Source organism: Mesorhizobium sp. B2-9-1, from assembly GCF_006439455.1.
GTDB lineage: Bacteria > Pseudomonadota > Alphaproteobacteria > Rhizobiales > Rhizobiaceae > Mesorhizobium.
Window position 1 is genome coordinate 40030 of the sequence record NZ_VFTP01000019.1, and the last position, 18652, is coordinate 58681.

The window sequence follows — 18652 nt, forward strand, 5'->3', positions numbered from 1 at the left end:
GCTGTGGCTTCGCTGCCCTTGTGAGCAGTGATAAAATGGTCGAATAGTTTGACAGGGTGCCACCCTGAAACTGCCCGCATGCTGTTTTCGGGCGAAAGCGCGTTGGGGCGGAAGTCGGAATGGCAAGTCCTTCGAAACCAAGCAAGAGGAGAAGAGGCCGCATCGCTTCGGCGCTGCTCGGCGCCGACGCTTGGTTCGATACCTCGCTCTACGAGATCGGCTTCAAGGCCCGCGAATTCTGGGAAGCGGCGACCATCTTTTCCCGCCGTTTCCGGGTGCATGGCTGGCGCCGCACGATCATCGAGGTGCTGAGCGAAGGGTTCACCATGGGCGCCGGCGGCTTCGTGGTGCTGCTCGCGCTCGCTTTGCCCGCCTTCGACATCACCACCGGCGACTGGCGCAGCCAGGGCGACTTCGCCGTGACCTTCCTGGACCGCTACGGCAACGAGATCGGCCAGCGCGGCATCATCCAGCGCGATTCCGTGCCGGTCGACGAGATGCCCGACATCGTCATCAAGGCGGTGCTGGCGACCGAGGACCGGCGCTTCTTCGACCATTACGGCATCGATGTCCTCGGCCTGTCGCGCGCGATCTTCGAGAATGTGCGCGCCAACTCCGTGGTCCAGGGCGGCTCCAGCATCACCCAGCAGCTCGCCAAGAACCTGTTCCTGTCCAACGAGCGCACCTTCGAGCGCAAGATCAAGGAAGCTTTCCTGTCGCTATGGCTGGAAGCGAACCTGTCCAAGAAAGAGATCCTGCAGCTCTATCTCGACCGTGCCTATATGGGCGGCGGCACCTTCGGCATCGAGGCGGCGGCGGATTTCTATTTCGGCAAGAGCGTCAAGGATCTGAGCCTCGCCGAAGCGGCGATGCTGGCCGGCCTGTTCAAGGCGCCGACCAAATACGCCCCGCACATCAACCTGCCGGCGGCCCGTGCCCGCGCCAATGTCGTGCTGTCAAACCTGGTCGATGCCGGCTTCATGACGGAGGGCCAGGTGCTGCAGGCGCGTCTGCATCCGGCCGACGTCGTCGATCGCGGCGAGCAGAAGAGCCCGGACTATTTCCTCGACTGGGCCTTCGACGAGGTCAAGAAGATCGCCAAGCCCGGCCAGCACTCGCTGGTCGCCCACACCACTTTCGACGCCAACATCCAGAAGGCGGCCGAGGAGTCGGTCGAGTTCCATCTTCGCCAGTTCGGCAAGGAATACAATGTCACCGAAGGCGCGGTGGTGGTGATCGAGACCAACGGCGCGGTGCGCGCCATCGTCGGCGGACGGGACTATGGCACCAGCCAGTTCAACCGCGCCACCAAGGCTCTGCGCCAGACGGGTTCATCCTTCAAACCGTATGTCTACGCCACGGCGATGGAGCACGGGTTCACGCCGGACTCGGTGGTTTCCGGCGGCGCGATCAGCTGGGGCAGCTGGTCGCCGCATAATTACAGCGGCGGATCGGCCGGCAACGTGACGCTGCTCACGGCGATCGCCAAGTCGATCAACACGGTGCCGGTGCGGCTCGCCAAGGATTACCTCGGCATCGGCCCGATCAAGGCGATGGCCGAATCGATGGGCGTGGAATCGCCGCTGGAAGCGCACAAGACCATGGTGCTCGGCACATCCGGCATGACGGTGATGGACCAGGCGACGGGCTACAGCGTCTTTGCGCAGAACGGTTTCGTCGGCTCGCGCCACGGCATCACCCAGCTCGTCACCCGCACCGGCGACGTGGTCTACGACTGGGCCAAGGATGCGCCGCCACCGCACCGCGTGCTGTCGGAAAAGGCGTTGAAATACATGAACACCATGCTGGCGGCGGTGCCGGTTATCGGCACCGCGAGACGCGCCCAGCTTCCAAACATCGTCGTTGCCGGCAAAACCGGGACAACGCAATCCTACCGCGACGCCTGGTTCGTCGGCTTCACCGGCAATTACACAGCCGCCGTCTGGCTCGGCAATGACGACTTCACGGCGACCAACAAGATGACCGGCGGCTCGCTGCCGGCGATGGTCTGGCAGCGGCTGATGGTCTACGCGCATGAGAACATCGATCTGAAGCCTATCCCCGGGCTCGATCATCCTTGGGTCGATCCGGAGGTCGCGGCCAAGGCCGAGGAAGCGGCCAAGAAGGAAGCCGACGCGGCGGCGGCGCAAGCCGAGGCCGAACGCCCGCCGGTGCTTTCCAGCCGCACGAGCCAGACGCTGCGGGACATGACCAAGGCGTTCCAGGCCGCGCCGGCAATCGAAGCGCCCACCATGCCGGAGACGCTTTCGGCGCTTTAGGACGGCGCTGGCGTGAAGCCGGCTTGCCACGGCACCCCGCGCCGCGATATCCCGGGCAACCTCCTCTGTTTGCGGCTCTCATGCTCAAGAACGCCATCCTGACGCTGCTTTCGCTTGCCATAGCCATCGGGCTTGGCGGTTACAGCGTCTGGTATGCGCTCAATGCGCAGGACGGCGTCGGCGCGATCCGCATCGGCCAATGGACCGCTTTCCCGGAGGTCGGGACACTGGCCGCCGACCCCTATTCCAAGGCGCGCGTGGCTCGCGAGGGCGTGCTGGCGCTCGGCCAGGCCGAGGGACTTGCCTTCGTCGCCGAGCGCGACGATGCCGGCGAGCCGCTGAAACGCGAATGCAACTATACGATCGAAGGCGGTTATCCGACCGCCCGCTTCTGGACGCTCTATGCCGCCGACCAGTCGCTTGGCGTGATCGACACAGGCAAGCCGAGGCAGTCGGCGCTGCAATCCTACGAAGTGCTGCGCCAGCCGGACAATTCCGTCGTCATCTCCGTCGGCAGCCGCCCTGCCCCCGGCAACTGGCTGCTGACCGGCGGCTCCGGCAAGATGTATTTCGTGCTGACCTTCTACGACACGCCGATCGCCTCGAGCACCGGCCTCTCGGACGTGACACTGCCGCGCATCCTGAAGGCGGGCTGCAATGCGTAGACTGCTGCATGCCCTGATCCTCGGCCTGCTCGGCGCCGGCATCGTGCATATCGTTGTGCTGTTCCTGGTGCCGGAATTTTCCGAACGCGATGCCTGGTCGCGCCTGGCGATGGCATCCGACCTCTACAAGATGACGCGGCTAGACGCCGAGGCCGGCGGCGCGCCGGTGGTGAAATCGGTGGATCCATTGTTTTATGCGGCCGCCTGCCGCTTCAACCTTGCCGACGGGCTGGTCAGGATCAGGGCGCCGGGCGACGTGCCGTTCTGGTCGGCCTCGGTCTACGACCGCAACGGCCACAACATCTATTCCTTCAACGACCACAACGCCAATGGCGAGAAGCTCGACGCGGTGGTGTTGACGCCGGCGCAGATGATCGATGTGCGGCGTGACCTTCCGGAGGATCTGCAGGGCGCGATCTTTGTCGAGGCGCCGATCGAGGAAGGCATTTTCGTCGTCCGCGCCTTCGTGCCGGACGGGAGCTGGAAGCCGATCGTGTCACGCTTCCTCGAGCAGGGCGCCTGCGAATTGCAGGACTACTGAGAAAGGCGCCCGATCAGTGATGCGGCTTGGCAGGCGGCGGAGAGCCCGGCCTGTCGGAGCCGCTGTCGCCGGGCCGCGCCTCGACGGCCTGCGGACGCAATTCATAACGGACGCCGGGGAAAATGATCACCGCCGCCGCCGTCGTGGTGTCGTGACTTGCTCGATTTACAGGTGCCGCTCGCGGCACAAAAGACAGGACCATGCCCATGGTTCGCGCATTCCTCTCGGTTTGACCGGAGCACAACGCAACGCCTCCAAAGTTGATTAAGGGGCGTAGAGGGTTAACGGAGCGCTAACGGATCGCGGCTAATTTGATGTTAGTTTTCCTGAAGACGCGAAACCGGCCCGGCCGGTTTGCGCGGTTCGGGATTGTGTCGAGTATCGGGCGTATCCTCCGTGTCATCTTCCGATTTCAGGCAAATCGCTATCCGGACCGAAGCGGGAAAGGCCGAAAGGCTGTTCCGCGCCGCCGTGTCAGCCTTCTGCTCGCTGACGCGTCCCTCGCGCCGCGAGATCGCCCAGCTCGAAGACCTGACGCTGCCGCTGTTCGACGAGGTCTCGATCGAGTCGCGCCGCTACGTCGCTGCCGCCCTTTCCGAATGCGATTACGCACCGACGGCATTGGTGCGGCGTCTGGCTGAAGAGCCGGTCGAGATCGCAGCCCCCCTGCTCACCCGCTCCAACGCGCTGAGCGATATCGACCTCATCGCGCTGATCAGCCGGCACGGGCTGCCGCACGCGCGCGCCATTGCGCGCCGCAAGGAGCTCAACCCGACGATCGCCGACCTGATCCGCGCGCTGGAAAGACCAACGCTGGTCAAGACGCGGCCGCCCGAGACGGTCACGAAGCTCACGCCGAAACCGGAGCCCGTGGCCAAGGCGGACACCGACCGTCCCACCTCCGGCGAAGCCGCGGAGAACGCGCGGCGCCGCCTGCGGTCGATGATGCGCCCGACCGGCGACGCCGCCGACGTCAACACCTTCCTCGGCCAGCCGGCCTATGTGAAGTTGCGCGAGACGGCGCTGACGGGGAACGCGGCATTTTTCCAGACCGCGCTAGCCGATGCGCTGGAGATCGACTTCGCGACGGCCCGCTCGGTGACCGGGCAATCGGGCTATGCCGCATTGCTTGCGGCGCTGCGTGCCCTCGACCTCAGCGAAGACAGGGCCTTCCTGATTGCGGTCGCGGTCTATCCCGGCGAGTTCCCGCATCCGCAGGCGATCCGCCTGTTCCTCGACCGCTACCGGCTGCTGCACCGCGAGGCGGCGCTCGACAAGGTACGCGCCTGGAAGGCGGAGACCCTTTCGCGGGCGATCCGCGACAATGCTCCCGACGCGTCCGGCGTCGAGCATCAGGCATCGAACAGCGACGCGGCGAGTGCCAGCCTCAAGGCATCCTGATCGGTTTAAAGCGCCTCGCGATGAAAGAATCCGGGCGACGCGCTTTTAAGCGTTTGTTTTCGCTTGAAAGTCAGCGAGCCGATGTCGCCGCGAGACTTGGCATTTCCGCGACACGACAAAGTGACAACGCCTCTTGACTTAGAGTGCACTCTAAGCCGTAGCTTTCTGCGCGTCGTGACGAAAGAATGGCATTGATGAAGATTGGCGAGCTGGCGAAGCGTTCGGGAATGTCTGCCTACACTATCCGTTACTATGAGCGGATCGGGCTGCTTCCCCACGCCGACAGGGACCAATCGGGCCAACGTGACTACGACGCATCAATCCTGACCTGGATAGAATTTCTCGACCGTCTCAAAACGACCGGGATGCCTATTCGGGAAATGCTGCGTTACGCGGCCTTGCGGGAGCGCGGCGCCGACACGGAAGCGGAGCGCGGCGCGCTGCTCAAGCGGCACCGTGAGCGTGTCCGTGCGCATGTGGCCAAACTGCAAGCCTGCCTTCTCGTCCTCGATACCAAGATCGCCGGATATGCCGGCGTGAAACAGAGGATGAAGGACTATGACGCATCAATCCCCGAACATCGGCGAAAGCCGGCTGGAACGCGGCAAGCGGGCGCTCGCTGAAATCGACGGCGAAGCCGGCCACAAAGTCATTGCCGCCCTGGCTGACATTGCCCCCGACTTCGCGAACTACGTGTTCGAGTTCTCGTTTGGCGACATCTACAGCCGCCCCGGCCTCGATCTGCGCGCCCGTGAGATCGCGACCATCGCGGCGCTGACAGCGATGGGAACCGCTACCCCACAACTGAAAGTCCATATCGAGGCGGGGCTCAATGTCGGGCTGACCAAGGACGAGATCGTCGAAACCATCATCCAGATGACGGTCTATGCCGGCTTTCCCGCGGCGCTCAACGGGCTGTTTGCGGCCAAAGAAGTCTTTGCCGCCCGGTTTCCCGTCCAGAACGGGGAAGCGGCGTGATGAACCTTCTGCGCTTCCTTGGTCCGCGGCCGGCGATCTTGCTGTCATGGCGATTCCCGGCTCATGAAACGGTAAACGCCCTAGTTTCCCGACACAGGGATTTTGAAAGGTTGGCGTTTGTCTTGGTGCAAGATCGGAGATTGGTTGAAGCCGCCCCAACTTCGTCATTCTATGGCGGAGCAAGGAGCGAAGCGACGCGCGCAGACCATAGAATCCATTCCGTGACTTGGAAGTGCCGCCACGGTGCAGAATTCTGCTCCGTTGCACGCCTTGGCGAAAGTAACGGCATGGATTCCAGGGTCTCCGCGACGGAGCTTCGCTCCTGCTCCGCCCTGGAATGACGACCGCGATGGGCGTTTTGGCCAATCTCCAAGGCATGCCGCCTGCCAACGCAAACAGAGCCGACCGGTCAAAGTCCCTGTGCAGCGCCACTAGTCGGGCTTCACGGAAAGAAGCTCCTCGACGGGAACGGTCCCGCCCTCGATCTCGACCACCCAGATGTCGGGATCGAATTTCTTCTCCCGCTCCAGCCGCGCATCGAAGGCCGAGCTATCGTCGCTCGTACCGAGCACAGTGAAAAAGCGCTCATCGGGCTTGGCCGAATCGTAGCTGGTCTGCGGCGCCGGCCCGTAGAAGGTCACCTCCCCCAGACGCCCGCGCGACAACACGAACACGGCGCCAGCCTCGGTCGCGCCGCGCTTGACGACAGCGGCGAAGCCGCCGGCGCCGAACACGCGGCGCACAAGGACCGAGACCCAGAGATCGGTGGTCACGCGCATGGGAAGGTCCTGGATGGCATTCATGTGGTCTAGCGAGATTCACCTAAGCGTGCGAGTGCCTGGATGTCGAAGACGTCCTGCCTAACAAATCTTGTTAGACTTTGTGGGGCGCGCTATAAAGGAGCAATGAAAAGTCAAGCAATGCGCACCCTCACCATATCGCTCACGCCGAAGCAGGCCGCCCGTCTGCAGGACGCGGTCGAGAGCGGCGACTACGCCTCGAACAGCGAAATCGTCAGGGAGGCCCTCAGGTTGTGGGAGCGCCGCGAGGAGCTTCGCGTGCTCGAGCTCGCACAGCTCAAGCAGGCTTACGACGAAGGGATGGCGAGCGGCGAAGGCAAGGACGTCGATCGCAGCACCTTTCTTCGCGCCCTGAAGGCCGAGCGCTCGGAACGTGGCTAGTTATCGACTCACACCTCGCGCTGAACAAGACCTCAAGAATACCTGGCGCCACATTGCGGCTGACAACGAACAGGCAGCGGACAGACTTCTAGGGCGCATCTTCGATAAGCTGGAACTCGCCTGTAATCATCCCAATATGGGAGTCGCCCGGCCAGAGTTGAGCAGCACCGCACGTATCCTCGTAGAGGGCCGATATGTCGTTATCTACGAGCCCATGGACTACGGCATCCTGGCAGTAGCTGTTGTTCACGGGATGCGGGACCCGGAGCATTTGGCTCGAATAACAATTTTGCGCGCTGCCGCTCAGTTCGTCAGGCCGATCTCGCGCATCTTTGCGTAGACCGCTTCGTCCGGCTCGCCGGTCTCGGGCAGTCCGAACAAGGCCTGGAATTCCTTGATCGCGGCCTTGGTGCGGGCGCCGACCTTGCCGTCGAGCTGCATGTCGCCATTGCCGAACGCCTTGAGGCCGGCCTGGATCTTGACGATGCGGGCGTCGGGCGGCTGCGTGGTGCCATCGGCCGGAGCAGAGACCTGGATCACCTGCGGTTTGGCCGCCGCAGCGACTGCGGCATCGGCCGGTCGCGGCGCCGGGTGGGGAATGGCCGCCGTCGTCTGGCGGGCGCCAAGCTGGTCGAGTAGCGCGCCATCGATCTCGCCCGACCCCGGCAGCCCGACTTTCAACTGGTAGGCCTGGATCGCCTTGCGCGTGGCCGGCCCGGTGAGACCGTCAACCGCGCCGTCATAGAAATCGAGGTCCTTCAGGATGCCCTGCACCTGCTGGACGACCGGATCCGGCTTGACTGTCGGCTGCGCCGGCGGCTGGCGCACGATGTTGATGGTGGTCTCCGGTTCGTCGGAGACGGTGTGCGGGAAGTTCTCGATGCTTCGGGTGGCGAAGAAGGCGCCGGTATGCGGAAAAGGCTGATACCAGAGCGCGTTGGCCGAGACGTAGAACAGCGTCACCAGAAAAGCGGTCGAGCCGCCGACCAGAACCGGATTGCTGGCGATCAGTTGACCGACGGCAACCGCGCCCTCGGCAAGAACGCCGCGCTCGGGTTCGACCACCTTAGGCCGTTTTGCGGAGCGAGCCATTCCTCTCCCCATTTGCATCCCCCTTCGGCTTGGCCGCCGGCATGGCCAGCACGCCGGATGGCGCACCGGATCGCCGCTTCGGCCCGTTCACCGGCAGGCCGATCGTCACCGTGGTGCCCTCACCCGGCGCGCTCTCGATCGACATCGTACCCTCGTGCAGCGCCACCAGGCCCTTGACCAGCGACAGGCCGAGTCCGGTTCCCTCGAAACGACGCGTGTAGTCGTTCTGGATCTGCATGAACGGCTTGCCGAGATTGGCCATGTCCTCCTCGGCGATGCCGATACCGGTGTCGCTCACCCAGAAATGCAGGTGCGAGCCGACGCGCTTGGCTCCGATCACCACGCTGCCGCCATCGGGCGTGAACTTCACCGCGTTCGAGGCGAGATTGATCAGAATCTGCTGGACGGCCCGCCGGTCGGCATTGATCTCGCCCGCATCCGGGGCAATTTGCGTGGCAAGAACTATGCTCTTGGCGTCGGCCAGCGGTCGCATCATCGAACGGCACATGTCGACGGCCTCGACAAAGCGGAACGGCTCCATCTCGGTCGCATAGGCGCCCGCCTCGATGCGCGAAACATCGAGGATCGAGGTGACGACGGACAGCAGATGCTGGCCGGACTCCCTGACCAGGCCGACATATTCCTTCTGACGAGGATCCTTGAAGGGCCCGAACATCTCATGGAGCAGCATGTCGGAAAAGCCGAGGATGGCATTGAGCGGCGTGCGCAGCTCGTGGCTGACCACCGCCAGGAAGCGGCCCTTGGCCACTTCGGCGGTCGCGGCCGCCTCCCTCGCTTCCACCAGCTCCTCGCGAAGTGCTGCAACATCGTCGTTTTCGCGCAGAACCAAGGTGAAGACGTCGCGGTCGGCTTCGCCGCGCAGCAGCTCGAGGCTGAACGGGCGGAAATTGTCGACCGCGCCAGAACCCTCGCGCGGCAAGCGGATGCGCAGATCAAGCCGACGCTTCGGGGCGCCCTCGCGCATGTCGGCCAGAGCGGTCAGATAAGCGACGCGGTCGGAAAGATGGATACGGTCGAACAGGCCGGTGCCGAGCAGAAGCTCGGGCGCCAATTTCAGGATCGAACGTGCCTTGGCGGACGCGTCGACCACTTCGCCCTGCCGCCCGAGGCGCAGCACGACGGCGTCGATGACGTCCTCGAGACGATCGCCGGCAGGCTCCGCCGACCGCAAGCCGGCCGGGTTGGCGAAGGCGGCGGCCCGCGGCAACAGCGTCAGCGCCCAGGCGAGCGGCAGCAGCCAATGCCAGGCGGCGATCTCGCCGAGCGGCAGCAACTGCCCGGCAAAGGGCTGCAGCACGATGGCGGCAAGCGCCGCCATCGCGCCCGCCAGCGCGGCGCGCCGCGACCCTGAGACCCACCAGCTTTCAAGCGGCAATGCGACGGCAAGGAGTGCCACCGGCGAGGCCAATCCGCCCGCCGCGGCGATAGCGCCGGCTAGGGCAAGCCCCCCCAACACGACCGCCATGCGGCCGGCAAGCGCCATATGGCCGGTGGCCGCCACCAGAAGCGCCGCGAACCAGCACAGGCCGAAAGCGGCAAAGATCGCGGCTATCGTGACGGCGGCGCCGAGACTTGAAGTGACCAGCGTGACCGCGGCGCCCGCGGCAAGGAAGGGCGCGGCGAGCATGACACCGATGAAGCGGCGCTGGCGCAGGCGTTCCGCCTCACCCGTCACGGTCGGGTGAACCATGCGTTCGCAGCCGGCGGAAACCGCGCCAGGCAATTGAACGTATCTGGCTGAAATAGAACTCAACGCACGCGTACCCGGTCGTGAAAAACGCCTGCCTGGCAGGTGACTCATCAATTGGCTTGAAACTCGCATCCAGCGTTTAAGGAATGGATAAGGCTGGCGAAGCCGGCGACCGCGCCAAGGCAAATATTGCGATGCCGGCCCGGCAAAGCATGCCGAGTTGGCGCCATGGTAAACGGCGGGTTAGCCGCAAGGCCTGTGCCAAAACGGGCCGGAACTTGAACCGGCTAAGTTCTGCCTGGAATAAAATCGTTTAATAACAATGTGATATATGGTTACCATAAAGTTAACGAAGTCGATGAGATTCGACACAAGCCCATGTCAAAACCGATCCTTTCGAATTTGCCTAAAATTTGAGGAAAATTCGCGGCTTCGATGCAAGCCGTCCTTTGCGTGACCGTGCCATTATCGTGCCCATAAAAGAGGTCATGCCGATGGATGCGTGATCCGTCACGGATGGATGCATCATTCCATCCCGGATGAGAGGCAAATAAGATGGGCTTTCTGATCAGGATGGCTTTCTGGTTTTCGCTGGTGCTGCTGGCGCTGCCGCTCGGCGTCGGCCCGGGCGAGAACGGCCAGCAGAGCGTCGGGCCGATCCAGGCGCTGTTTGCGGCGCGCGAGGCGGTCGGCGACATTGCAGGGCTCTGCGAGCGCAAGCCCGATGTCTGCGAGACCGGCAAATCGGCTATGTACACCATCACCGTTCGCGCCAAGGAAACGGCCAAGATCGCCGCAGCCATGATCGACGACCAGCAGTCCGGGCCGGCAGGCGCGCTCGAAACGAAGGTCGCAGATGGCTCCGTCACGACCACCGGCAGCGTCGCCGAGGACATCGTGCTGCCGGCCAAGGTCAACATTCCGGTGATGTTGACGGCCAAGAACTGAATTCTTTCCGACCGTTCGCTCGGCACTTTAATTTAGCGTAATTCCTGACGCAAAACCGCCTACGTGCTTTTCCTGGGATTGCTCTAACGCCGCGGGCCCGTCTGACCTCTCGACGCCCGCGGCGTCTTTCTTTTTCCGTGACGCGGCCGTGTCGGGCCACTATATGCGGGCAATGGCCACCTCGATTCAGACCATCCGCGACGACTTTTCCCTGCTCGACGAGTGGGAGGACCGTTATCGCTATGTGATCGAGCTCGGCGAGGGCCTGCCGCCTTTCCCTGAGGAGGAGCGCACGGCTGCGAACAAGGTGCCTGGCTGTGTGAGCCAGGTGTGGCTCACCACAAGGCAGGGAGCGGGCGCCGATCCGGTGATCGGCTTCCAGGGCGATTCGGACGCCCATATCGTGCGCGGCCTCGTCGCCATCATGCTGGCGCTGTTTTCAGGCAGGCATGCAAGCGAAATCCAGAACACGGACGCCGAAGCGACCCTTAAGGAGCTCGGCCTTGACGAGCATCTGTCGCCGCAGCGCGCCAACGGCCTGCGTTCGATGGTCAAGCGCATCAAGCGCGATGCGGAAGCGGCGCTGAAGCAGACGGCCTGATCCGGCCGATATCGCTCCCAGCAGGAAAGCAAAACGGCGCCGCAAGGGCGCCGTCGAACTGCTTGACGAGCTGAGACCTATCAACGGCCCTTGCGCTTGCGGCCCAGACCCATCTTCTTGGCGAGCTGCGAGCGGGCGGCAGCGTAATTGGGGGCGACCATCGGATAGTTGGCGTCCAGGCCCCACTTCTCACGGTACTCTTCCGGCGTGAGATTGTAGTGGGTCATCAGATGCCGCTTCAGCGACTTGAACTTCTTGCCGTCCTCAAGACAGACGATGTAGTCGTCATGGACCGAGCGCTTCGGATTGACGGCCGGCTTCTGCTTCTCAGCCGACGGCTGCTCCGACGAGCCCCCGACGCGGCCCAACGCGGCATGGACGTCGGCGATAAGGTTCGGCAGTTCCCCAACCGGCACCGGATTGTTGCTGACATAGGCGGCGACGACATCGGCGGTCAGCTCGATCAGCGCGTCACCGTTTTTCGAAGGTGTTTCGACAATTTCCATAGTGCTAAGGCCCCAACGAGAGTTGTTTCTATAACTGCGCCCTTTTTATGGATCGGGCATCGCGCGGATTTCGTTCAGGAAAGGCTCTGAGATTCGCGTCGGTTATCTTAATGACGCCGCATTGAAAGTAAGTCAATTCGCATATTGACTTATATTGGTCGATATTCATCAACTATTGCCGATTCAGCTTCAAAAATTCGTGCGCCGTGTAACTTCGCGAGATTTTTCTGGTCAGACCAGCATGGCATGACGTGGCGTCATCCGCATGTTAGACATCCGATCGCCACTCGACACAACGTTCAATGCTTGGCTAATGCTTGGGTGCCCTTTCGCCTGCACAACGAATCCTGCGGCACAGCGAAGCGCAAGGATACCGCCTTGGCGGCTGGACCTGGCAAGGCGACGCGACAGATCCATCAGTAAGGCGCGATATGTTTCCCGTAGACCCAGCCGGTGACAAAATGACCGTTCTGCGCCGGGTCGTGCCAGATCTCGCACCAGCGATAGCGGATCGCTTGGCGCTGCTTCCACTGCGGCTGGCGGGCGATATCGAGCAGGTTTACGCCGCCGGTGCAGCGGCCGGTCATCTGCAGCACGGTGCCGTTCGGATAGGCGGCCTGTTTCTGCGATGTATTGGACGGATATTTTCGAGCATTGAGCGTATCACCGAACGGCACCCCCGCCACTTGCCAGGCGGCAAAGACGGTTGCATGAGACTGGCTGGAAAAACCCAGACCTGCCGCTACGACGGCAACAGACATTGTAGAAACGCAGGATTTCATCTTTCCCCCTTCGACTTAGCTTCTGTACCACCTTGAACCGCGCCCGTTGAACCGCCGCTGAGCGGCGTGTTCATTCGTCATTCAAGCAAATTCCGCAGCGAGACGTAATGACCAGAGCTTCCGCCTTGACTTCCGCCTTCCCGGCCGCCAGCCCGCCGACCCCTGAGAAACAGCCGGTTTCCGACACGCATCACGGCATCACCCGCAGCGACGACTATGCCTGGATGCGGGCCGACAACTGGCAGGCCGTGTTTCGCGACCCTTCCCTGCTCGACGGCCGCATTCGCGCCCATCTCAATGCCGAGAACGCCTATCAGGCCGCGCTCATGGCCGGCACCGCGGAGCTGCGCGCCAGGCTGTTTGCGGAGATGAAGGGGCGCATCAAGGAAGATGACGCGACAGTGCCCATGAAGGACGGCCGCTATGCCTACGGATCGTCGTTCCGGCAGGGCGGCGAGCAGCCGCGCTATTTCCGGACGCCGCGCGACGGCGGCACTGAGGAGATCCTGCTCGACGGCGATGCGGAAGCCGAGGGCAAGCCCTATTTCCGGCTTGGCGGCGTCGATCATTCGGCCGACCACGGGAAGCTGCTGTGGGGCTTCGACGACAAGGGTTCGGAGTTCTTCACGCTGCGCGTGCGCGATCTTGCGAGCGGCAAAGAACTTGCCGACCAGATCCCGGATACAGGCGGTGGCGGGGTCTGGGACGCCGGCGACGGCGGCTTCTTCTATACCCGTCTCGACGACAACCATCGTCCGTCGAAAGTGTTCTTCCACGCGCTGGGCGACAGGTCCGAAAACGACCGGTTGATCTATGAGGAGACCGATCCGGGCTTCTTCATGGATGTCGGCGGCACGCGCGCCAACGACTGGATCATGATCGGCATCAACGATCATGAAACGTCGGAATACCGCCTGCTGCCCGCCGATGATCCAACCGCAGAGCCGAAGCTTGTGGCGGTGCGCGAGACCGGCCTGCAATACGATCTGGAAGAAGGCGGCGACGTCTTCTTCGTCCTCACCAATGCCGACGGCGCCAAGGATTTCAAGATCATGACCGCGCCAGTCGACAACCCGGTGCGGGCCAACTGGCAGGAACTGGTGCCGCACGAGCCCGGCCGGCTGATCCTGTCGGTGCTCGGCTTCAAGCATCACATGGTCCGGCTCGAGCGCAAGGAAGGCCTGCCGCGCATCGTCGTGCGCGAGCGCGCCAGCGGCGAGGAGCATTTCATCTCTTTCGACGAGGAAGCTTTTTCGCTCGGTCTCTCCGGCTCCTACGAATACGACACCGACGTGATGCGCTTCACCTATTCGTCGATGACGACGCCCGCGCAAATGTTCGACTATAATATGCGCAGCCGCGAACGCGTGCTCCTGAAGACGCAGGAAGTGCCATCCGGCCACGATGCGGAGCACTATGTCACACGCCGGCTAATGGCCCCCGCCGCCGATGGCGAGTTGGTGCCGATCTCGTTGCTGCACCATCGCGACACACCCCTCGACGGCTCGGCGCCCTGCCTGCTCTACGGCTACGGCTCCTACGGAATCACGGTGCCTTCTGCCTTCAATACCAATTGCCTGTCGCTGGTCGACCGCGGCTTCATCTATGCCATCGCGCATGTGCGCGGCGGCAAGGACAAGGGCTACGGTTGGTACGAGGACGGCAAGCGGACAAGGAAGATGAACACCTTCACCGATTTCATCGCCTGCGCCCGCCATCTCGTTGCCGAGCGCTACACTGAGCACGACCGCATCGTGGCGCAGGGAGGCTCCGCCGGCGGCATGCTGATGGGGGCGATCGCCAACATGGCCCCGGAAAGCTTCGGCGGCATCGTCGCCGAGGTGCCGTTCGTCGACGTGCTCACCACCATGCTCGACGCCAGCCTGCCGCTGACGCCGCCTGAGTGGCCGGAATGGGGCAATCCGATCGCCTCAGCCGCCGACTACGCGACGATCGCGGCCTATTCGCCCTATGACAATGTGGCGGCGCTCGACTACCCGCCGATCCTGGCGCTGGCGGGCCTGACCGATCCGCGCGTCACCTATTGGGAGCCGGCGAAATGGGTGGCGCGGCTTCGCGAACGCAAGGCAGGCGGCAACCCGGTCCTGTTCAAGATCAACATGGATTCCGGCCATGCCGGCGCCTCGGGTCGCTTCTCGCGGCTGGAGGAGATCGCCTATATTTACGCCTATGCCTTGAAAGTGACAGGCAAGGCCTGATTTTCTACTCGCAATCGCACGGCTCGCGCGCTAGGCAATGCGCCGTCGTTTTTTGGTCGTGGCCATTTTGGGGCCGCGCCCCGATACATTCGCAAGGTTCGCTATGCTGCTCGTCGACGTCTATCTCGACAAATCGCCCATTCAGGGCATCGGCGTTTTCGCCAAACACCGCATTGCGCGCGGCACATTGATCTGGAAGCTCGATCCAAGGTTCGATCGACGCATTCCCGTAGAGACCTATGAGGGCGAATCCGGCCCGGTGAAGTCCTATCTCGACCGCTATTCCTATCCGGATCGGCGCGATCCCAAATTCATCGTCTTCGAGGCGGACGACGCCCGCTATATGAACCACGCGGACGACCCGAACTGCGATATCTCCTCTCCGGAAGAGGCCTACGCGTTGCGCGACATCGCGCCCGGTGAGGAACTGACCTGCGACTATAACCATTTTTTCGAGAACGGCTTCGACTTCCTGGGCGATCGCCACCCGTAGAGAGCGCTGAAATTCCAGGTCAGGATTGACAAACACCAGACCTTCGGCGCACCTTCCCGAGCGGTAGATACAACCTGCTGCTTGCACCCTCCTGGGTACGGTGAATGTATCGAGCCAATTTCGGCTCCCCTTTGCCCGAACGAACGGGTCAGCAACGCAAGCCCCTGACGCTTTCCGTTCGTTTATGCAGAGGATGATTTCATGCGCGATTTCCGCGACGCCAAGGCTATGGCGCGAACGCTAAGCGAAGCGCTGGCCGCAAAATCCGTTTCTCTTTCCCACAGTGAAAGCCTGGAGTTGATCGCCAAGATTCTTGGCCTCCGCGATTGGAATGTGCTGGCCGCAAGGATTCAGGGAACGGCGCCGGGAGTGGCGTCAGGTGTGATCCCTTCAGGGCCTACGCAAACAGAAGTCCCCGTTTTTCCCATGCGGGATTTTGTGCTGTTTCCGCAAACGGTCGCACCTGTGTTCGTGGCGCGCGACAAAACCCGGCGCGCCGTTGAACGTGCCATGGCCGGCGATCGCCGGGTTATTGTGGTCGCCCAGAGGCATGGCGCCGATGACAACCCCGGCACTCTTCAAGCTCTCTATCCGGTAGGCGTTACGGCGAGCGTGATAAATAGCCAGACACAAATGGACGGCGTGCTCAAGGTCACCGTGTCCGGCCTTCAACGCACAGCCATCACACGCCTGACCGACGGCGAATTCCTGGCCGCCGAGATAGAGCCGATTGAAGAGCAGCGTAGCCAGTCAGAAGAAGCTATCTCACTTTCCCACACGGTACTTGAGGCATACCGAATCTACGCCAATATCGACCTTTCCTCACTGCCAGTGCGTCAGCGAGTCCGCTTCGGCCTTCCTTCCACTGAAAATCCCGGCCTGTTGGCCGATTCAGTCACCCAATTGCTGTCGATAGGCATTGATGAGAAGCAGCAGATCCTGGAAACCGGCGATGTCGTAGCACGGCTCGAAAAGGTGCTCGAACTGATAAATACCGCCCAGCCCGGACAATAGGCCGGGTATCCTCAACTCGCCGGCTTGCGTGCCGGATAGCCGTTGGGGTGCGGCGGGACGGCCTTGAGGTAGGCGGCAATCGCCTCGCGGTCGTCGGCGGTCAGTTGCGCGATGTTGCGCTGCACGTCAACCATGGCGCCGCCGACGGAATCGAAATCGGGCGTGAAGCCGGTCTCGAGATAATTGGCGATGTCCGCCTCCGACCAGTCCTTGACGCCCTTCCCGTCGGGCGTGATGTTGGGCACGACGCCGGAGCCTTCGGCGGCCACGGCTCCTGCCAGCCAATCGCTTTTCCTGACGCCGCCGGCGAAATCGCGCGGCGTGTGGCATTCGCCGCAATGGCCCGGACCCTCGACCAGGTAGCGGCCGGCGAGAACTTTGTCCGGCGCGCCCTCTGGCAGTGCGATCACGGGTTCGGGGCTGAGATAGACAAGCTTCCAGAGGCCAATGCCGCGACGAATGGTAAAGGGGAAGGAAAGCCTGTGATCCGGCGCCTTGCCGGCAACCGCCGGCAGCGTCTTCATGAAGGCGTAGAGATCGGCGATGTCGGCCGGCTTCATGCGCGCGTAGGACGCATAGGGAAAGGCCGGATAGAAATGCTCGCCGGACGGAGAGACGCCTTTCAGCATGGCGTTGGCGAAGTCCGCCTCGCTCCAGGCGCCGATGCCGTCCTTCCGGTCCTGCGAGATATTGGGCGGAACGAAGGTGCCGAACGGCGTCTTGAGTTCCAGACCGCCGACGAGCTCGAGGCGGGCGTCGCCCTGGGCGCCAGGTCTGGCGTGGCAGGAGGTGCAGCCCCCGGCGTAGAAGATCCGCTTTCCCCTGGCGGCGTCGCCAGGGCCGAGATCAGCGACGGTGCCGGCGTCCAGCCTGACCGGTGCCGACAGAACCCAGCTGGCGCCAGCCGCGGCGGCGCCAAGCACGATGACGGCGCCGACAAGCTTCTTCAGCCAGGCCATCGTCAAGCGATCAACTCTTCTTGATCCGGTAGGTCTGATGGCAGGTGCCGCAATCGCCGCCCAGCGTGTTGAGCTGCGCCTTCAGGGCGTCGACATCGGCCGGCGGGGAAGCGACCGCAGCCTTGGTATCGGCCAGGAACTTGTCCTCGGCCGTCTTGAAGCCCGCCATGTCTTCCCAGATCTTCGGCGCGGCCGTGGTGTCGCCCTTGTCGGAGCCGGCCGGGAACAGCGTGTCGACGTCGAACTTCTCGGCATTGGCTTGCAGTGCCTTCAGCGCGTCCAGCACGGCGGCGGTATCGAAAGGCGTCTCGCCCTTGACCACCTTCGAGATCTGCCCGGCGAGCTTGCCGCGTTCCTTCATCAGGGCCTGGCGACCCTTGATCGGGTCGGCATAGGCCGAGCCGGCAAAGGCAAGCAGAGAGATGGCGATGACAAGCTTTCTCATTCAATTGGCTCCGTGGATGAAGAGAGTTCGCTGGCGCAATTCCGGACGGAAAACCGTTCAATACTTTTCCTGGAACTGCTCTGGACGTTAACGAGCGTGATGGTGGGATTATTCCCCGGCGCCGTGACGATTTTGCCGGGTTTGTCCTGAAAAAGAAAAGCCCCGGCGAACCGGGGCTTCTCATCAAAATCACTCAGGCTTGAGCCTTCTCATAAAGCTCCAGGACGTGGTCCCAGTTGATCAGGCTGTCGACGAAGGCCTCGAGGTATTTCGGCCGCGCGTTGCGGTAGTCGATGTAATAGGAGTGCTCCCAGACGTCGACGCCGAGGATCGGCGAGCCGCCATGGACCAGCGGGTTCTCGCCGTTCGGGGTCTTGGAGATTTCCAGCTTGCCGTTCTTGACCGAGACCCAGGCCCAGCCGGAGCCGAACTGGGTGGTGCCGGCGGCGATGAAATCCGTCTTGAACTTGTCGTAGCCGCCGAGATCGCTGTCGAAGGCCTTCTGCAGCGCGCCCGGCAGCTTGTTGCCGCCGCCGCCCTTCTTCATCCACTTCCAGAAATGGATGTGGTTGTAGTGCTGGGCCGCATTGTTGAAGAGCCCGGCATTCTTGCCGAAGGACTGCTTCACGGCCTCTTCGACCGACAGGTCGCCCATTCCGGCCTCGGCGGCGAGCTTGTTGCCGTTGTCGACATAGGCCTTGTGGTGCTTGTCGTGGTGATACTCCAGCGTCTCCTTCGACATGTAAGGCTGCAAGGCCTCGTAGTCATAGGGCAAGGCGGGCAACTCAAAAGCCATGGATAGTACTCCCTCGAGGAAAAAAGTCCGGTGATGCTACC

At 62.8% G+C, this 18652-nt stretch carries 21 protein-coding genes; 13 read left to right on the top strand and 8 right to left on the bottom strand.

The window, feature by feature from the left end; genetic code table 11:
- Positions 1–119 precede the first annotated feature (119 nt).
- The 6 genes from FJW05_RS23735 to FJW05_RS23765 all read left to right on the top strand — a co-directional run bounded on the left by FJW05_RS23735 (position 120) and on the right by FJW05_RS23765 (position 5864).
- The gene (locus tag FJW05_RS23735; RefSeq protein ID WP_140636149.1) at positions 120–2279 is read left to right on the top strand and encodes a penicillin-binding protein 1A; all 2160 of its coding nucleotides are present in this window, start codon (positions 120–122) and stop codon (positions 2277–2279) included.
- An 80-nt stretch (positions 2280–2359) separates the two neighbouring features.
- Positions 2360–2944 (top strand): DUF1214 domain-containing protein, encoded by a 585-nt coding sequence (locus FJW05_RS23740; protein WP_140546170.1) that lies wholly within the window; start codon positions 2360–2362, stop codon positions 2942–2944.
- The gene (locus tag FJW05_RS23745; RefSeq protein WP_140546169.1) at positions 2937–3485 is read left to right on the top strand and encodes a DUF1254 domain-containing protein; all 549 of its coding nucleotides are present in this window, start codon (positions 2937–2939) and stop codon (positions 3483–3485) included. Before FJW05_RS23740 ends, FJW05_RS23745 begins: the two co-directional genes overlap by 8 nt.
- A 396-nt stretch (positions 3486–3881) precedes the next feature.
- The gene (locus tag FJW05_RS23755; RefSeq protein WP_140636151.1) at positions 3882–4886 is read left to right on the top strand and encodes a DUF2336 domain-containing protein; all 1005 of its coding nucleotides are present in this window, start codon (positions 3882–3884) and stop codon (positions 4884–4886) included.
- Positions 4887–5080: 194 nt separating this feature from the next.
- Positions 5081–5509, top strand: a complete 429-nt coding sequence (locus FJW05_RS23760) for a MerR family transcriptional regulator (protein ID WP_140636232.1) — start codon at positions 5081–5083, stop codon at positions 5507–5509.
- Entirely contained in the window at positions 5445–5864 is a 420-nt protein-coding gene (locus FJW05_RS23765) for a carboxymuconolactone decarboxylase family protein (protein WP_140636153.1), read from the top strand. The genes FJW05_RS23760 and FJW05_RS23765 overlap by 65 nt, the downstream gene beginning before the upstream one ends.
- 431 nt (positions 5865–6295) lie before the next feature.
- Here the strand turns inward: FJW05_RS23765 and FJW05_RS23770 are convergent, their stop codons facing one another.
- On the bottom strand, positions 6296–6643 hold the full coding sequence (locus FJW05_RS23770) for a DUF1491 family protein (RefSeq protein WP_140636154.1): 348 nt from the start codon (positions 6641–6643) through the stop codon (positions 6296–6298).
- A gap of 141 nt (positions 6644–6784) precedes the next feature.
- Between FJW05_RS23770 and FJW05_RS23775 the strand changes: the two genes are divergently transcribed.
- On the top strand, positions 6785–7045 hold the full coding sequence (locus tag FJW05_RS23775) for a type II toxin-antitoxin system ParD family antitoxin (RefSeq protein WP_181165054.1): 261 nt from the start codon (positions 6785–6787) through the stop codon (positions 7043–7045).
- On the top strand, positions 7038–7385 hold the full coding sequence (locus tag FJW05_RS23780) for a type II toxin-antitoxin system RelE/ParE family toxin (protein ID WP_140636158.1): 348 nt from the start codon (positions 7038–7040) through the stop codon (positions 7383–7385). The genes FJW05_RS23775 and FJW05_RS23780 overlap by 8 nt, the downstream gene beginning before the upstream one ends.
- On the opposite strand, the gene FJW05_RS23785 is transcribed toward FJW05_RS23780, so the two are convergent.
- Positions 7349–8137 (bottom strand): peptidoglycan-binding protein, encoded by a 789-nt coding sequence (locus FJW05_RS23785; protein ID WP_140636159.1) that lies wholly within the window; start codon positions 8135–8137, stop codon positions 7349–7351. The genes FJW05_RS23780 and FJW05_RS23785 overlap by 37 nt on opposite strands.
- On the bottom strand, positions 8112–9848 hold the full coding sequence (locus FJW05_RS23790) for a PAS domain-containing sensor histidine kinase (RefSeq protein ID WP_140636161.1): 1737 nt from the start codon (positions 9846–9848) through the stop codon (positions 8112–8114). The genes FJW05_RS23785 and FJW05_RS23790 overlap by 26 nt, the downstream gene beginning before the upstream one ends.
- Before the next feature lie 555 nt (positions 9849–10403).
- Between FJW05_RS23790 and FJW05_RS23795 the strand changes: the two genes are divergently transcribed.
- Both FJW05_RS23795 and FJW05_RS23800 read left to right on the top strand, forming a co-directional pair.
- Complete coding sequence (locus tag FJW05_RS23795; protein ID WP_140636163.1) at positions 10404–10796, top strand: DUF5330 domain-containing protein; 393 nt, start codon at positions 10404–10406, stop codon at positions 10794–10796.
- Positions 10797–10968: 172 nt separating this feature from the next.
- Positions 10969–11397 carry a SufE family protein gene (locus FJW05_RS23800; RefSeq protein WP_140636165.1) on the top strand — a complete coding sequence of 143 codons (429 nt, stop codon included), beginning with the start codon at positions 10969–10971 and terminating at the stop codon, positions 11395–11397.
- Between the two features lie 80 nt (positions 11398–11477).
- On the opposite strand, the gene FJW05_RS23805 is transcribed toward FJW05_RS23800, so the two are convergent.
- Positions 11478–11903: a MucR family transcriptional regulator gene (locus FJW05_RS23805; RefSeq protein WP_040991330.1), complete on the bottom strand. Its 426-nt coding sequence runs from the start codon at positions 11901–11903 to the stop codon at positions 11478–11480.
- Between the two features lie 416 nt (positions 11904–12319).
- Positions 12320–12664, bottom strand: coding sequence for an SH3 domain-containing protein (locus FJW05_RS23810; RefSeq protein ID WP_246673615.1), 345 nt, complete (start codon positions 12662–12664; stop codon positions 12320–12322).
- 128 nt (positions 12665–12792) lie between these two features.
- Between FJW05_RS23810 and FJW05_RS23815 the strand changes: the two genes are divergently transcribed.
- The 3 genes from FJW05_RS23815 (at position 12793) to FJW05_RS23825 (ending at position 16411) form a co-directional block, all read left to right on the top strand.
- The gene (locus FJW05_RS23815; protein ID WP_140636169.1) at positions 12793–14904 is read left to right on the top strand and encodes a S9 family peptidase; all 2112 of its coding nucleotides are present in this window, start codon (positions 12793–12795) and stop codon (positions 14902–14904) included.
- Positions 14905–15007: 103 nt separating this feature from the next.
- Positions 15008–15397 carry an SET domain-containing protein-lysine N-methyltransferase gene (locus FJW05_RS23820; protein WP_140636171.1) on the top strand — a complete coding sequence of 130 codons (390 nt, stop codon included), beginning with the start codon at positions 15008–15010 and terminating at the stop codon, positions 15395–15397.
- A gap of 201 nt (positions 15398–15598) precedes the next feature.
- The gene (locus FJW05_RS23825; RefSeq protein ID WP_140636173.1) at positions 15599–16411 is read left to right on the top strand and encodes an LON peptidase substrate-binding domain-containing protein; all 813 of its coding nucleotides are present in this window, start codon (positions 15599–15601) and stop codon (positions 16409–16411) included.
- A gap of 11 nt (positions 16412–16422) precedes the next feature.
- Here FJW05_RS23825 and FJW05_RS23830 read toward each other — a convergent pair whose 3' ends face one another.
- The 3 genes from FJW05_RS23830 to FJW05_RS23840 all read right to left on the bottom strand — a co-directional run bounded on the left by FJW05_RS23830 (position 16423) and on the right by FJW05_RS23840 (position 18611).
- Entirely contained in the window at positions 16423–17370 is a 948-nt protein-coding gene (locus FJW05_RS23830; protein ID WP_140636234.1) for a cytochrome c, read from the bottom strand.
- Between the two features lie 10 nt (positions 17371–17380).
- Positions 17381–17815, bottom strand: coding sequence for a cytochrome c (locus FJW05_RS23835; protein WP_140636175.1), 435 nt, complete (start codon positions 17813–17815; stop codon positions 17381–17383).
- A 193-nt stretch (positions 17816–18008) separates the two neighbouring features.
- The gene (locus FJW05_RS23840; protein WP_140636177.1) at positions 18009–18611 is read right to left on the bottom strand and encodes a superoxide dismutase; all 603 of its coding nucleotides are present in this window, start codon (positions 18609–18611) and stop codon (positions 18009–18011) included.
- Positions 18612–18652 lie beyond the last annotated feature (41 nt).

Excerpts from the sequence above, each read along its gene's own strand:
- FJW05_RS23760 (WP_140636232.1), top strand. The coding sequence starts at position 5,081 with ATGAAGATTGGCGAGCTGGCGAAGCGTTCGGGAATGTCTGCCTACACT.
- FJW05_RS23770 (WP_140636154.1), bottom strand. The coding sequence starts at position 6,643 with ATGCGCGTGACCACCGATCTCTGGGTCTCGGTCCTTGTGCGCCGCGTG.
- FJW05_RS23840 (WP_140636177.1), bottom strand. The coding sequence starts at position 18,611 with ATGGCTTTTGAGTTGCCCGCCTTGCCCTATGACTACGAGGCCTTGCAG.
- FJW05_RS23795 (WP_140636163.1), top strand. The coding sequence starts at position 10,404 with ATGGGCTTTCTGATCAGGATGGCTTTCTGGTTTTCGCTGGTGCTGCTG.
- FJW05_RS23810 (WP_246673615.1), bottom strand. The coding sequence starts at position 12,664 with ATGTCTGTTGCCGTCGTAGCGGCAGGTCTGGGTTTTTCCAGCCAGTCT.
- FJW05_RS23735 (WP_140636149.1), top strand. The coding sequence starts at position 120 with ATGGCAAGTCCTTCGAAACCAAGCAAGAGGAGAAGAGGCCGCATCGCT.
- FJW05_RS23815 (WP_140636169.1), top strand. The coding sequence starts at position 12,793 with ATGACCAGAGCTTCCGCCTTGACTTCCGCCTTCCCGGCCGCCAGCCCG.
- FJW05_RS23825 (WP_140636173.1), top strand. The coding sequence starts at position 15,599 with ATGCGCGATTTCCGCGACGCCAAGGCTATGGCGCGAACGCTAAGCGAA.
- FJW05_RS23775 (WP_181165054.1), top strand. The coding sequence starts at position 6,785 with ATGCGCACCCTCACCATATCGCTCACGCCGAAGCAGGCCGCCCGTCTG.
- FJW05_RS23820 (WP_140636171.1), top strand. The coding sequence starts at position 15,008 with ATGCTGCTCGTCGACGTCTATCTCGACAAATCGCCCATTCAGGGCATC.
- FJW05_RS23765 (WP_140636153.1), top strand. The coding sequence starts at position 5,445 with ATGACGCATCAATCCCCGAACATCGGCGAAAGCCGGCTGGAACGCGGC.
- FJW05_RS23785 (WP_140636159.1), bottom strand. The coding sequence starts at position 8,137 with ATGGCTCGCTCCGCAAAACGGCCTAAGGTGGTCGAACCCGAGCGCGGC.
- FJW05_RS23745 (WP_140546169.1), top strand. The coding sequence starts at position 2,937 with ATGCGTAGACTGCTGCATGCCCTGATCCTCGGCCTGCTCGGCGCCGGC.
- FJW05_RS23830 (WP_140636234.1), bottom strand. The coding sequence starts at position 17,370 with ATGGCCTGGCTGAAGAAGCTTGTCGGCGCCGTCATCGTGCTTGGCGCC.
- FJW05_RS23805 (WP_040991330.1), bottom strand. The coding sequence starts at position 11,903 with ATGGAAATTGTCGAAACACCTTCGAAAAACGGTGACGCGCTGATCGAG.
- FJW05_RS23790 (WP_140636161.1), bottom strand. The coding sequence starts at position 9,848 with ATGGTTCACCCGACCGTGACGGGTGAGGCGGAACGCCTGCGCCAGCGC.
- FJW05_RS23800 (WP_140636165.1), top strand. The coding sequence starts at position 10,969 with ATGGCCACCTCGATTCAGACCATCCGCGACGACTTTTCCCTGCTCGAC.
- FJW05_RS23740 (WP_140546170.1), top strand. The coding sequence starts at position 2,360 with ATGCTCAAGAACGCCATCCTGACGCTGCTTTCGCTTGCCATAGCCATC.
- FJW05_RS23835 (WP_140636175.1), bottom strand. The coding sequence starts at position 17,815 with ATGAGAAAGCTTGTCATCGCCATCTCTCTGCTTGCCTTTGCCGGCTCG.